The organism is Sphingobium sp. B2 (assembly GCF_007693735.1).
Classification (GTDB): Bacteria; Pseudomonadota; Alphaproteobacteria; order Sphingomonadales; family Sphingomonadaceae; genus Sphingobium; species Sphingobium xenophagum.
The window spans coordinates 561,740-574,752 of the sequence record NZ_VDBZ01000002.1 but is presented as its reverse complement, the minus strand read 5'-3'; the positions used below and the strand labels follow the sequence as shown (position 1 = coordinate 574,752).

General features: G+C 60.5%; 11 protein-coding genes. 3 read left to right on the top strand and 8 right to left on the bottom strand.

From position 1 onward, the window contains the following. Window positions 1–118: 118 nt before the first annotated feature. From FE851_RS18245 to FE851_RS18230, 4 genes are all read right to left on the bottom strand, one after another. Window positions 119–841, bottom strand: coding sequence for an RES family NAD+ phosphorylase (locus FE851_RS18245; RefSeq protein WP_145205544.1), 723 nt, complete (start codon window positions 839–841; stop codon window positions 119–121). After that, on the bottom strand, window positions 838–1,251 hold the full coding sequence (locus tag FE851_RS18240) for an MbcA/ParS/Xre antitoxin family protein (RefSeq protein ID WP_107126405.1): 414 nt from the start codon (window positions 1,249–1,251) through the stop codon (window positions 838–840). Before FE851_RS18240 ends, FE851_RS18245 begins: the two co-directional genes overlap by 4 nt. Window positions 1,252–1,357: 106 nt before the next feature. After that, window positions 1,358–2,533 carry an MFS transporter gene (locus FE851_RS18235; RefSeq protein WP_145205541.1) on the bottom strand — a complete coding sequence of 392 codons (1,176 nt, stop codon included), beginning with the start codon at window positions 2,531–2,533 and terminating at the stop codon, window positions 1,358–1,360. Between the two features lie 4 nt (window positions 2,534–2,537). Next, window positions 2,538–4,538, bottom strand: coding sequence for a TonB-dependent receptor plug domain-containing protein (locus tag FE851_RS18230; RefSeq protein ID WP_261371058.1), 2,001 nt, complete (start codon window positions 4,536–4,538; stop codon window positions 2,538–2,540). Between the two features lie 542 nt (window positions 4,539–5,080). On the opposite strand from FE851_RS18230, the gene FE851_RS18225 reads away from it, so the two are divergent. Both FE851_RS18225 and FE851_RS18220 read left to right on the top strand, forming a co-directional pair. Continuing rightward, window positions 5,081–6,079: a GlxA family transcriptional regulator gene (locus tag FE851_RS18225; RefSeq protein ID WP_145205534.1), complete on the top strand. Its 999-nt coding sequence runs from the start codon at window positions 5,081–5,083 to the stop codon at window positions 6,077–6,079. Between the two features lie 143 nt (window positions 6,080–6,222). Beyond that, window positions 6,223–7,989 carry a putative bifunctional diguanylate cyclase/phosphodiesterase gene (locus tag FE851_RS18220; RefSeq protein ID WP_145205531.1) on the top strand — a complete coding sequence of 589 codons (1,767 nt, stop codon included), beginning with the start codon at window positions 6,223–6,225 and terminating at the stop codon, window positions 7,987–7,989. A gap of 102 nt (window positions 7,990–8,091) precedes the next feature. Here FE851_RS18220 and FE851_RS18215 read toward each other — a convergent pair whose 3' ends face one another. The 4 genes from FE851_RS18215 to FE851_RS18200 are packed head-to-tail and all read right to left on the bottom strand — an operon-like array spanning window position 8,092 to window position 12,443. After that, a complete protein-coding gene (locus tag FE851_RS18215) occupies window positions 8,092–8,385 on the bottom strand; it encodes a hypothetical protein (protein ID WP_107125968.1) in 294 nt (97 codons plus the stop codon). Then, a complete protein-coding gene (locus tag FE851_RS18210; protein ID WP_145205528.1) occupies window positions 8,382–9,959 on the bottom strand; it encodes a PepSY-associated TM helix domain-containing protein in 1,578 nt (525 codons plus the stop codon). The genes FE851_RS18215 and FE851_RS18210 overlap by 4 nt, the downstream gene beginning before the upstream one ends. Next, window positions 9,956–10,261, bottom strand: a complete 306-nt coding sequence (locus FE851_RS18205) for a hypothetical protein (protein WP_145205526.1) — start codon at window positions 10,259–10,261, stop codon at window positions 9,956–9,958. The genes FE851_RS18210 and FE851_RS18205 overlap by 4 nt, the downstream gene beginning before the upstream one ends. A 16-nt stretch (window positions 10,262–10,277) precedes the next feature. Next, entirely contained in the window at window positions 10,278–12,443 is a 2,166-nt protein-coding gene (locus tag FE851_RS18200; protein WP_186378887.1) for a TonB-dependent siderophore receptor, read from the bottom strand. 472 nt (window positions 12,444–12,915) lie between these two features. Between FE851_RS18200 and kdpF the strand changes: the two genes are divergently transcribed. Continuing rightward, the gene (gene kdpF / locus FE851_RS18195) at window positions 12,916–13,005 is read left to right on the top strand and encodes a K(+)-transporting ATPase subunit F (RefSeq protein ID WP_019052772.1); all 90 of its coding nucleotides are present in this window, start codon (window positions 12,916–12,918) and stop codon (window positions 13,003–13,005) included. Window positions 13,006–13,013 lie beyond the last annotated feature (8 nt).

Below are 13,013 nucleotides of genomic sequence, written 5' to 3'. Positions count from 1 at the left end.
TGGAAATGCGTGACAGGGGCGAGGCGCCGCTGAACCCGATAATCTGGATGCATGCCTAACAGGCGGGCCGCCAGCGTGACGATCGCTGGTGGCATCGTTCATTTGGCGGCTTGTCCGATTATGCGCCCTCGATCACCCTGAACACAGCGCCGCTGCCCGCATCGCGAACAAGATCGACCCGCCTGCCATCCCAGTGATAGTCGAGATGCCGACCCTGAACAGGGCTGGAGGCGCAGTCAGGATAGAATAGCGCGACGCACTCGCCGCCGGGCTGGCGGACGCTTGGATAGGCAATACCGTCTGAGCCTGAACCGCGCAGCGTGGCGGCGAGTTGCTGCGCTGCTTCGTAGCTGTCAGGATCGAGGCAAGAGTCGAATGCCTCTGGGTGCGTTCTGAGATCATGCAAATCGGCATCGACTTTCAGAATGATCTCGCGAAACTGCGACGTCCATCCGGCAGGCTCGGCCGTCAGGGCCATGAAGCACGCATGATGATGGATCGTTTCGAAAAGCGCTGTCTCATAGCTGCGCGCGACATAGAGCACGCCATGATGTCCGGCGGAGAACCGGCTTGGTCGATCGGGACTGACATGAGTGAATGACGCCATGAGATAGGAGGCGCCAACGCCGCCGACCCGTCGCGCGGGTGGGACAAGATCGATATTGCCGACCGCCGTCATGATCCGCGGGTTCGTCTTCTGTTCGGCGGAAATGAGGAGTGGCCAGTCGGCAGGGTCCGCAATATCCTCGAACAGATCGATGGGAGGATAGATGCTGCGGATGATCCTGACCGCACCTTCCCATTCGATCCTGTTGACCGGCGGACCATCAATCGCCGTCACCAGCCGCCGCGCTCCGCGTCCAGATAGCGCCGCACCCGCATGATGTCAGTCAGTTCGCCGCCCAGCATGACCGACAGCGCGCTTGCGCCCTCAAAGGCGGCGTTGGGCGCCTTGATCCAGTCATAGCCGCGCTGCGGCTCCTCAAAGATGATCCGCAAGGCCTTGTGAATGCCCATGATGTTGGAGAGCCTGGCGAGCCCGTCACGCGAGATGCGACCTGGTCCTTCGGCCTTCCAGCGACGGAAGCTGCGCACCGGCATATCGGTCAGCATGGCAGCCTGCTCGTCCGTCACCCCCCATTTCGCGAAGAGGTTGAGGGCCGCACGAAACATCGCGCGGCCCTCATCCGGCGTGACCGGCTCTGGCCGGAAGGGCGCCGGGACCGTCTCAATGGGTTGTAACATGCTCATACTCATCTCCAACTGGCATCATACATGAAATAAATGCCAAATGGCAATGCTAGGGCGCAATTTGCCGACTTTGTCGAGCAATGCCCGTCATTTTAAGCCAGCCCTGTTACTCATCTGCGTTTGTGAGCGGGTTCCCGGTATCCGATTTCAGGAGTTGGTTTGTGAACGTCGCGCAGAAGGCTGTGATGCCAATAACGACAAAAGCTACCGCAATGGCGTCGATTGACACCGCTCCGGCCAATTCCAGCAAGGAGGCGACAAGGCAAATCCCCAACGACAGACTAAGTTGCTGAAACGTGGCATAGAGGCTGGTGGCCGCGCTCATTTTCGTCTGGTCTATATCGATAAAGGCCAGGGCATTATAACCGGTGAACAGCAGCGACGTGAACAAGCCGGCCGCAAACAGGACAGCCGCCAACGTCAAGTGAGGCCAATCAGGGCTGAACAGGGCACAACCGCCGATCGCCATCGCAGCCCCGATGCCGGCAGCGGTTAGGCTGTGGCGGTAGCCGAACCGCCGGATGATCATAGGAGCAAGCGGCTTCATCGCCAGAGCGCCCAGAGCATTGGCCATCATGATCGTGCCGGCCGTGGCGGCGGACAATCCGAAGCAGAGCTGAAAGAGGAGAGGCAGGAGGAACGGCATGCCCCCCTGGGCGATGCGGATGAGTGTCCCTCCCGCAACGGAAAGACCGAAAGTGGGCGTTCGCAACAATGACAGGTCGAGGATAGGATCATCGACGTTTCGCGCGCGGTGGACATAGGCGAGGCCAAACAGGAAGCCACAGATGAGGAGTGCGACAATGAGGGTCGCGGGAACAGGATGGCTCGCCAATTCAAGGCCGAAGACGATGCAGCCGAGCGCGATACCCGACAGAAAAAAGCCCGGCAAATCCACCCGCGCTGCCCTGTCCATCCTGATCTGCGGTATCAGCCAGATCGCCAGAGCAAGGCCGACCAATCCTATGGGCACGTTGATGTAGAAGATCCAGCGCCAGTCCAGGTAAGTCACTATCAGACCACCGATTGGCGGACCGATTATCCGTCCCACCATCATCTCGATGCTTGCCCGGGACAGCGCCTGATCGGGTGGCAGGTCGATATGTTGAAGCCGGGCTGCATCGGGTAGTTGCAGGGGCTCGAGCCCGTGCAACTGCTCGGTTGGCAATAGCCGCGGATAGTCCACATACATCATGACGAAACCTGACAAGCACCAGATTGTCATCAGGAATCCCACCGCGATGCCCAACCATCGATGCAGGAACAGGACTGGTCTCAGCATCGCCCTAGAAGCCGATGCCGTAGCTCACGCGAAGTGTCCGGGGCACGCCGCGCAGATAGTAGAGGAACGGCGTGTTGGTGCCGTTCAGGACGCCTGCGTCGCTGACCGCGCGCCGAAAACCTCCACTGGCATATTCCCTATCGAACAGATTTTCGACATTAATGCCGAGCCGGTGTTTTCGTCGGACGTCCGGATAGAAATAAACGCCGGCATCAACGATGGCATAATTGCCGTAGTTGCGCCGTCCAAACCCGGGCAGGGTCGAATAGACATCGCCCGTCCAGAGGACTGCGACGTTTGCGCCAAAGGGCTTGTCGGTAGGCGCATAGCCGATCGCCGCGCGCCCATATTGCTCCGGGTTGCGGTCGCGCTGGACGCTGCTGCCGGGGTTGCGGACCCTTGACCAGGTGTAGCTCGCACTGGCCGTCAAACCCTTATCGAGCGTCGCGTTCAGTTCCAGCGTTGCACCCTGGGCTTTCACCTTATTGGGCACGTTGATGTAGGTGCCATTCGGGAAGGCGGGATCATCATAGTCATAATCGATGAGATTGGTGATGCGACGGTTGAAATAGGCGGCTTTCCACTGCAAACGGCCTGAACTGAAGGCGAGATTGCCGCCAAGCGCTGCGTTGAGATTGAGGCTTTCCTCTGCCTTCAGCTTGGGATTTCCAAACTCGCAGCAGGGATCATTGCCATAGAGTTGGGACGCATCGGGCAGGATGAAGGATGTGCCCCCATTCGCCTCCGCGAACAAGGCATCGCTAAAGTCGTAGCGGCCGCTGACAATCCATATCGTTTTTTCGGCCTGTTGCGCCCTGTTGTAGCGCGCGCCGGCGGCGATACGCGCCTTGCGCGAAAGGTCATCGGTCGTGCGAACCTGCAGGATCTCCGCATGCACCTTCTCGTTGGTCGGGGCGATCAGAAGCACATCGTCACGACCGTTGAAGCGCTGATAGTCATAGCCGACCAGATATTCGAGGCCGCGATGGGGACGCAGCTTCACGACAGCGCTACCGCCATAATCCTGATAACCCCAGAAGGTGCCGGGCGGATAAAGGACGACCGGCGGCCCGGCTGGAACAGGATTGCGGATATTGACGTAAGCGGTCTTCCAGTCGTGGAAATAGCCCTTGAGAAAGAACTGCACCGTGTCGCTGCCGGTGTAATCGAGGCGAAGGCTGGCAATCTCCTCGTTCCGATCGTTGCGGCTTTCGTTCACTCGCGCTGGCGACAGATTGTCGATCCTGGCTTCTGTGTGTTGCCAGAATGCGTTGAGCTTGAGATCCTCAGCCAGTTCGAACTGATATTTAAGCCCCGCCGACCAAAGATCGTAGCCGCGCTTGCGATCCGTCGCACTGGGTTCGATCCGGCTATAAGGCCTGTAACCTTCAGATTGATTGTGCGTGGCATAGGCAACGAACTTGTGCCGCCCGACCGCGCCGCGCGCATAGCCATCCACGCTTGTTCCTGCGAAGCTGTCGACACTTCCGTTGATCTGGCCGTCGAAATCATCGGTAAAATCACGGGTCACGATATTGATCGTTCCTGCCGCTGCCTGCGTGCCGTAGAAGAGACTTTCGCCACCTCTCAATATTTCGACCCGCTCGATCATGCTGGCCGGCAATGTGTCGTTCGGTGACGTCGTGCCATAGAGGCGGTTGTTGAGGCGGATACCATCCCACGTCCAGAGCACGTCGTGCGTCCGTGAGCCTTGCAGCGCCACATCGACATAGCTGAACGGGCCGGACTGCGACCGGATGTAGAGGCCCGGCACGGCTTCCAGCGCGCGCGCGACGTCCAGCGCAGCACCGTCCTTGATCTGCTTTGTATCGACCGTCACGACGTCATGGCCGTAATGCGACAATTCCTGCGGCAGAGTTTCCTCGAGGCTTCTTCCAGTGATGATGATGGTCTCATCGGCCTCCCGCGCGCTGGCCAGGCTGAACCAGCCGCCGGACAAGGCTATCGCCAATGCCACCTGTGAGACCTTTCTTCTGGAAATCATAATGCTCCTCCCTTTTTTCGATTTTGTCAGTGCGGCCGGTCCGGCACGAAAGAACACTCCAGTGGAGCGCCCCATGCATCGGCCGGATCTGTCCCCGTGCCGACATCAGCCTGATCGTAGAATAAGCGCCACGGGCGGACCCGATTGTCGCCCTCAGCGGCAAAGCGCCCCAGAGCGATGCGGGCCCCCACGGGTTGCGTAGAGATTGATTGCGGATTGATGCCGCGCCGTCTCGTTCGTTACGGTTGGTAACGGTAGTGAGTAGCGTTAATTCGGCTCTTCAAGATGGCGGGCAGTTCGCGCTGGAGTGCCGCTTAAGCTGCTCCCCGAGGACGGGGTAGGGTCTGGGACCGTAAATTGGCATATGTATGACGACAAAGGGTCGATCATATCCTGAGCCTAATCGCGAAGCTGAGCGGCAAAGAGGTGAGAGGGCGTCGGCGACACTGGCTACTTCTGCAAACGCCTATGTAACCGGCAGAGGAAGGCGTATCCTGCTTCCCATCGGGGAAGGCTTCCCGTAATGGCTCGGAGTCGGCGCCATGCTCATAACAATCTTCGCGCCCAGCAAAGTGCATTTGCTTGAAGTTGCCGGGGTCAGGGACGCGCTCTTCGAGGCGAATTGCAAGATGGCGTCCGCCGACCGGTATCGCGTCAACTTGGTGACCGAACGCGGCGTGGCGGAAGTAAGCGCGTCGGGCATGACCTTTGTGCCCGATGCTGGGATTGAGGATGCGACCGAGCCGTGTGACACGTTGATCGTAGCGGGACCATATGGCGTGCCTGCTCAGCCAAGCGAAGCCGTGACACAGTGGCTCCAGGTTCAGGCACGCCAGTCGCGGCGTTATGGATCTACATGCACGGGTGCCTTCCTGCTGGCCCATGCTGGTCTGCTGGCCAACCGCCGCGCAACGACGCATTGGGAATATGCCGAGCGCTTGGCCGCCGAATTTCCCGATGTCCAGGTAGAGCCGGACCGTATTTTCATACGCGATGGACCAGTGTTCAGCTCGGCCGGGGTGGCTGCTGCAATCGATCTCGCTTTTTCGCTGATCGAGGAAGATCATGGCCGTGCGCTTGCCCTTTGGGTGGCTCGCCGACTGGTCGTGTTCCTGAAGCGGCCGGGCGGTCAGTCGCAATTCAGTGCCGCGTTGACGGCGCAAGCCGCAACTACCAGCCCGATCGACAGGATAAGGATGCACATCCTTCAGCATCCTCGTGCAGAGCTCGGCCTTGAAGCGCTTGCTGACGTGGTGAGTGTCAGTCCACGTCATCTTTCCCGCCTTTTTCGGGCTGAACTGGGCGTTACCCCGCTTGCCTATGTCGAGGCGGTGCGGATCGACATCGCGCGGACGCTGCTGGAGGACACAGTTGCACCGATAAAGGCTATTGCCCATGCCGCGGGCTTCGGATCGACGACCACGCTGAGGCGGGCATTTCTGCGCAGGCTGGGCGTTACCCCGCTTCAATATCGCCTGCGTTTTCAGACAACCGGATCGGGTCATCCCAGCGAGGACGAAAAGGCCGCCATTTTGTCCTGAATTGCCGCTCATGCGCGATTGCAGCGACGACGTCCGGGCCTCATCGTCGTTGCGGGAGGTCGTCATATGCGAACGGAAAATCGCGGATACCGCGGAATGGAACTTCTGGAACGCGATGGTCACTTTGGGACCACAGCCGCGCAATGACGCATGAAACAGATCGGATGATTCCAGCGTCTCAGCCTCCTATGTTCAAACCTGCGCGTTGGCACCGACTGACAGGGCGATCGACTGCAACAGCCGTTCCGGGCGACGCGGGCTCGCTGATACTCGACCATGTCAGCGATGGCGTTTTGATCGCTGACATGCGCTTGAGGGGGCATCCGATCGTGCAGGTGAACCCTGCGTTCGAGACAATCACTGGCTATTCAGCCGCCGAGGTCATCGACAAGAATTGCCGCTACCTTCAGGGCAACGATCGCCTTCAACCCGAAATCGCCGAAATCCGCGCCGCCCTTGCCGAAGGACGCTCTTGCGCCGCGACACTGCGCAACTACCGGCGGGACGGGACTATGTTTCGCAATGCACTGCGTTTGGAGCCGCTTCGGGACCATGAAGGAAATCTGACGCATTTCGTCGGCCTGATCCGCGATGTGACGCATGCCGCCGGTATCGATCGTCTAACCGGCTTGCTCGACCGATACGCTTTACTCGACCGACTGGCACAGCTCGAACTATCGCCTGGTTGTGCTCTGCTGGTCATCAAACTGGACATATTGCGTTTCCATGATGTCAATAACGGGTTCGGCTATGATGTCGGCGACGCGCTGCTTCGTGCGGTGGCCGCGCGTCTGGCAACTCTCCCTGCTGCGGCCGTATCGCGGGCGGACAGCAACAATTTCGCGCTCGCTTTCGAACTGGACGATGCCAGTCGCGCGGCGGGAATAGTTGAGGGCGTCCTCGACCTTCTGAGACCGCGCTTCATCCTTCCTGGCACATCCCTTGCGGTGCAATTCGCTGCCGGTTTCACGATCGGCGTGGCATGTTCCGAACCGCTTCAGCTTGTGCGGCAGGCAGGGGCGGCACTGCAACGGTCCAAGGCGACGCCCGGTCATTCGCCGCATCCGTTCGCGGCGAGTGATGAGCGTGATGCGCGCAATCGCATCCGGTTGGCGAACGAGTTGCAGACCGCAGTGTCGAACGAGGAACTGCTTTTCCATTATCAGCCCCAGGTGGATCTAGGATCGGGCGTTCTGGTTGGCGCCGAAGCGCTGTTGCGGTGGAACCACGGCGCGTTCGGGCTACAGTCTCCCGCCCGGTTCATCGGTGTCGCGGAGGAAACCGGCGCGATGATGGAGATCGGCGCGTGGGGTCTGCGCACGATCGCAGCCTATGCCGCGCGCATCAATCAAAGGCGTGACACCCCAGTTCGCTTTGCCTTGAATGTTTCTGTCATTGAATTTATGCGGCGCGATATGGCCGCTTTCGTCGAGCAGCAGCTCGAAGAGACTGGCTGTCAGGCGCAATGGCTGACGCTCGAGCTAACCGAGAATTTGATGATCCCAGAGCCCGACGACATGCGCCGGTCTTTCGAACAGCTACGGCGCCTTGGCGTCAATATTTCGGTCGACGATTTCGGCACCGGCTATTCCAACCTGCGGTACCTGGAGCGCTTTCCGCTCAGCGAGATAAAAATCGACCGCAGTTTCGTCCGCGACGTGGCGCACAGTGAGGCCAAACGCGTTATCGTGGAAAGTGTCGTAAAGCTTGGCGCTGCACTCGATATTCACGTTGTGGCTGAAGGTATCGAAACGGAGGCGGAACGCACGATCGTGCAGGCGCTGGGTTGCTCGGTAGGTCAAGGCTATCTGTTTGCTCCCCCTGTTGTCGAAAGCCAGTTCGAGCAATTGCTTCACGATGGATTTCGACTGTGCGGAGGATGGAGTAGCTCGGGCGATAAAAATCGATGATCGAGCGGGTCTTTGGTATCTACTACTCCCAGAAATCAGATCAAACACGCGCAGATGTATCGCACTTGGCCATCAGTCGGCCGATTGTGCTTCTTGCCTGCTTTAATAGTCTCTGCGGCGCACGTCTTTTGGATCACTCATGGTTGCCAGCGCCAGTGCAACAACCCAGCCTGCAACCGCGGCTCCACCTAGCCAAAGGAGGAAGGCGGCGGCATCGCCATGCACGAGGAAAGCCATGCCAGGGAGCAAGGCCAACAAGGAAAGCAACTGACGTACGGTCGCGCGATGCCCCGCTCCCGCGCGAGCGGAGCGGCGGCGTTTTGGATCGCCGAGGCCAAGGAGCAGGACGACGCTGGCCGAGAACAGGATTGCCGCGAGGGTGAGGAGAGTCATCATTCTGCCGGTTGCAACGCGACGGATTGACTTGGCGCGCTTGCCCTGCCGCGCAATTGCCAAAGCAGCCACCCGCCAGCGAGCAGGAAGGCGATGTCGAGCGTGACGATGATCGGCTGGTTGGCGGCAATCGCTATGTCCCAGCCTGGGCCTCCGGTGAGGAGGCGTAGCGGCGGCAACAGGATTAACAGCATGCCAGTCGCGCCGCGCAACCATCGGCTGAGCCGGACGGCGCTTGGCGCGATCGCGCCTGCTGCGATCACGAGCGCGGCACCGATCAGGAAGCCCGCCGGGGTCCACCAGGTCGCGCTGCCGATCGGCATGGCGAGGAGGAAGGCGGCAGCGGAGACGGCGAGCGCAAAGGGAAGGCCGAGACCCACGACTATATTGGTCCGCTCCAGCCAGGCGAAGGATCGCACCCCGCCTTCCCGCCGGACAAGCCAGAGGCGGATGCCAGTACAGGTGACGTAGCACATCGCGAATCCCAGCCCGAACCAGATCGCCTTGGACAATAGCCCGGCGAAATTGCCGAAATGCAGCGGCGACATGATCGCGGCCAGGGTTCCGCCGGTCGACGGCTTCGGCCCGATCAGCGGCTTTTCCTGGACGAAGGCAGCGGTCGCGCCGTCATAGAGCAGCGACATGGGCGCGATCGCGCCAGCTTTTGGCGGATGATAAGTGGTGACCTTCGCATCGGCCCGACCGAAATTCTCGATCGTGACGAAGGTGGGGATCGCGCCTGCCCGCGCAATGGCGTCGGCGTTGATGCGGTCCATATTGCCGATCGCGGCGGGCCGCGGATCGGGCTTGCCGGGGTTGCCGTAGACGGCTTCGGTCAGTGCCTGCACATTGCCGCCGAACGCCGCCATCGCCACCACTGGAACGCCGATCGTCCCGAAGAAGGAGAAGAAGCTGCCGGTGAAAGCAAGGACGAAGGCGAAGGGCAGGCTCCATGTGCCCGCAACGCTGTGTGCGTCGCGGTTCGCCAGCACTGGGCTGCCTGAGCGGCGCAGAGTGAAGATGTCCTTGAAGAGATGGCGGTGGATGAGGAGGCCGGAGATGGCCGCCACCAGCATCGAGAGACCGAGTATGCCGGTCAGCAGCAAGCCCCATGGATTGGGGACGTGCAGCCGGACATGGGTGTCGACCAGAAAGGCGCTCAGCGCATTGTCGTTGCGCGCGCCATAGACATCTTCATTGGTGCCGGTCTGGCGATGGACGACGCGGCCGTCCTGCCCGACAACATAGAATATGCCGCGACTTATCAACTCACCGCCGTCCATCTCATGCCGGTGGAAGAAGAGGCCGAGATCATGGTCGCCCGTCTCGAACAGGTCGACTGCCTCGCGATATTTCGCGGGCGTTTCGTCACCAAGCTGGCGCAGCGTGTCGGCCATGGGACGTTGAAAGGCGGAACGGGTGGCCACATGGCCGGCCGACCATGCGCCGATTTCCTCTGCGAAGACGGCAACGGTGCCGGTTAGCACCACGGCATAGAGGAGCAAGCCGAGCAATATGCCCGACCAGCCATGGACGGCGACCATGGCCTTGGTCTTATCCTTGGCCAGATGGATCATCGGTGCGCCTCCGTGGATGCTGCGCTCTTATCGAGATATTTGTCTGCGATGAGGGCGGAATGGATGAGCAGCATCCCCAGCGCAACGATCGCCACCCGCCAGAGGCGGCTATCAAGACAGGCGTGGAAGAAGAGCCCTGCCCAGATCAGTGGCGCGAGAATGAGGGGCAGCACCAGATTGTCGATGCCCGCCGCCCCACCCGGCAGCCACAGCGCCATTCCGGCCATCATGACCAGCGCGATCAGCACTGCGCCGGGTCCAGCGAAGGCGATGCGTATCCAGCGGCGCGTCGTGGCGGTCATGCCCTTTCTCCCAACATCAATATTTGAGGCTGATCGTGCCCAGGATCGTGCGCGGCGCGCCATAATAGCCCTGATCATAGTTTAGTGCGGTCAGATATTTGGCGTTGGTCACATTTTTGAGGTTGGCGCTGATCTGGATGTTATCGGTCAGCTTGTAGCTGGCGAGCAGGTCGAGCAGCACATATTTGGGCTGGGTTATGCGGATCGGCTGGTCCGTGGTGGTCGAAATGGTGCCGGGTTCGAGATAGATTTTGCTTTGATATTGTACTGCCGCGCCGACCTTGAGCGCGGGCAGCGTCGGCGGCGAATAGGTGAGGTTCAGGCGGCCGAGCTGGCGGGGGACGAAGGTGCGGACCGGCTGGTCGTTCTCGCCGCGCAGACGCATGATGCTATAGCCGCCGGTCGCCTGAAGCCCCGGCGCGATCATGCCGGCGAATTCGAATTCGATCCCCTGCGACTTGGCGTCGACGCCGCGATAGACGGTCTGGCCGATGGTTGGATCGAAGCCTGCGGCTTCGGCGGTGTTGTTCTGGCGCGCCTGGAAAATGGCGATGCTGGCGTTGAGACGTCCGCCATACCATTCGCCCTTGAAGCCGGCTTCCAGATTGTCGCCCTTGATAGGCGCGATCAGCTGGCGGTCGATTGAGGTCTGTGTCTGCGGGTTGAAAATGGTCGCGAAGCTCGCATAGGCGCTGATATTGTCCGTCAGATCATAGGTCGCGCCGACAAATGGAAGGAAGCGCGTCCAGTCATAGGCCATGTTCGCGCCGTAGGAAAAGCCCTTGCTGGTTGCATGCGTCAGGTTGCCGCCGAGCATGAGCTTCAACGGATCGGTGAGGCTGAGCCGGATGAGGCCATAGCCGGTTTCGCGCTTCGTGGTGCGGTCACCGCTTTCCAGAAAGCTGGTGTTGAAGACCGACGGGAAGTTCGGTTCGGGCGTGTTGCCGCTCAACACATCGTCGATCGAAAGTTCAAGGTTGATCGCACCATAATCATAGCCCGACGTCTGGACATAACGCTGTGCGCTGCGATTGATGCCGAACATCACGTCATGCTCGCGCCCGAACAGCGCTACTTTGCCTGCGACATAGGCGTCGATGGTGAGGTTGCGGGTCTCCGCCCGGAACGCGCCGGGATAGCTGCGGATATTTCCGCCAATGGCAGGATCGCTCAGCGCCGGGTCGATGCCGTCGGGGAAGGCGGCGCTGGGATTGCCATAGACGTAGAAGAGCCTGTCATCCTCACTGACCGCGCGGCGCACGACGGTCAGTTTGGCGTGCCAGTCGTCGTTGAAATGATGGACGATGTCGCCGAAAATCTGACGGTCGATGACGTTCCAGCCAGCCCAGTCGGGGCCGCTATTGGCCGATCGGGGCAGGTCGATGCGGGTGCCGTCGGTATAGTAGAGCGGCAGCGCTCCCCAGGTCGCGCCGCGGCTCTGATGGTCCTGATGGCCGTAGCCAAGCGTCAGCGTGGTCTGCGGGCCAAGATCGGCCTCGACGATGCCATAGCCAGTCCAGCGGCGCAGGCCGTAGCGGTCGAGATAGCTGTCCTCGTCCAGATAGGCGCCTACCGCGCGGGCGCGGATGCTGCCGTCGTTGGTCAGGGGAGCGCTGACATCGGCGTCGAGGCGCAGATGATCGTAGGAACCATATTGGGCGCTGCCGCTCACCTGAAATAGTCTGGTCGGGCGCTTGCGGATGAAGTTGACGACGGCGGAAGGGTTGCCAGTGGAGGAGAGCAGCCCCGGCGCGCCGCGCACCACGTCGATATGATCATAGATCGCCGTGTCGATCGACCCTGTCTGCACCTCGAATGCGAACGGCAGGCCGATGCCGTCGATCTGGAAGGTCTGGATGTCGAAACCGCGGGCGGAATAATAGATACGGTCGGTCTCCTGCGCCTGCACCTGAACGCCCGGTACAGTCTTGAGCAGATCGTTGATGTCGTTGAGCTGGAAATCCTCGATCTGCGCGCGGGTAACGACGCTGACCGACTGCGGCGTTTCACGCTGTGACAGCCGGAAGCGCATCGTCGTCGTTTGCTTCTTCACCGCATAATCATCCTGCCCCTCGGTGCGCGCGCCGGTGACGATGATCTCCGTCTCCCCAGGCACATTGGGAGCTTCGGCGGCCGGGACGGCGGCAGCGGTGGCGGCGAGGATGGTCAGCAAGGCAGGCATGAGAGAGCGAGTTCCCCTTTCGGTTTCCCGCTGCCTAACCATGCACATCCGATTCTGCAAGTCATTTGCATTAGCAGACTGGAAACGGCATCTCAGGTCATATGATCGGACCCAGGCATCCCGTCCCGCTCGTGAAACCCAACCGACCAATCTTGGTTTTGCTGGGCACCGCCCCAGCGGCCAATCGGTCAAAAAGCTGCGGCAGAACGCCCCATCTTAGCGACCTTCGTAACGAAAATATGCCGATCATATGCAAATACTATGCGTTTGCTATTTTCCCGCTCTCGAATTCAAACGCGGCCCTGCCCTAGTTGAAACGCTGCACACGACTCGGTGCCGCGCTTCCTGCGACCCCGACGCCGTGCGGGAGATTTTACATGCAGGACATCCTCTGGATCGGCCTCACCCTGGGCTTGCTGGCGGCGACGCTTGGCTATGCAGCCCTTTGCGATAATGCATAGGGGGGCAGGCCATGACCATCGACCTCTGGCTAGCCGCGATTACCGCAGTCGGTCTTCTTCTTTATCTGGTGGCCGTGCTCGCACGCCCCGAACGCTTCTGATCGGGAGG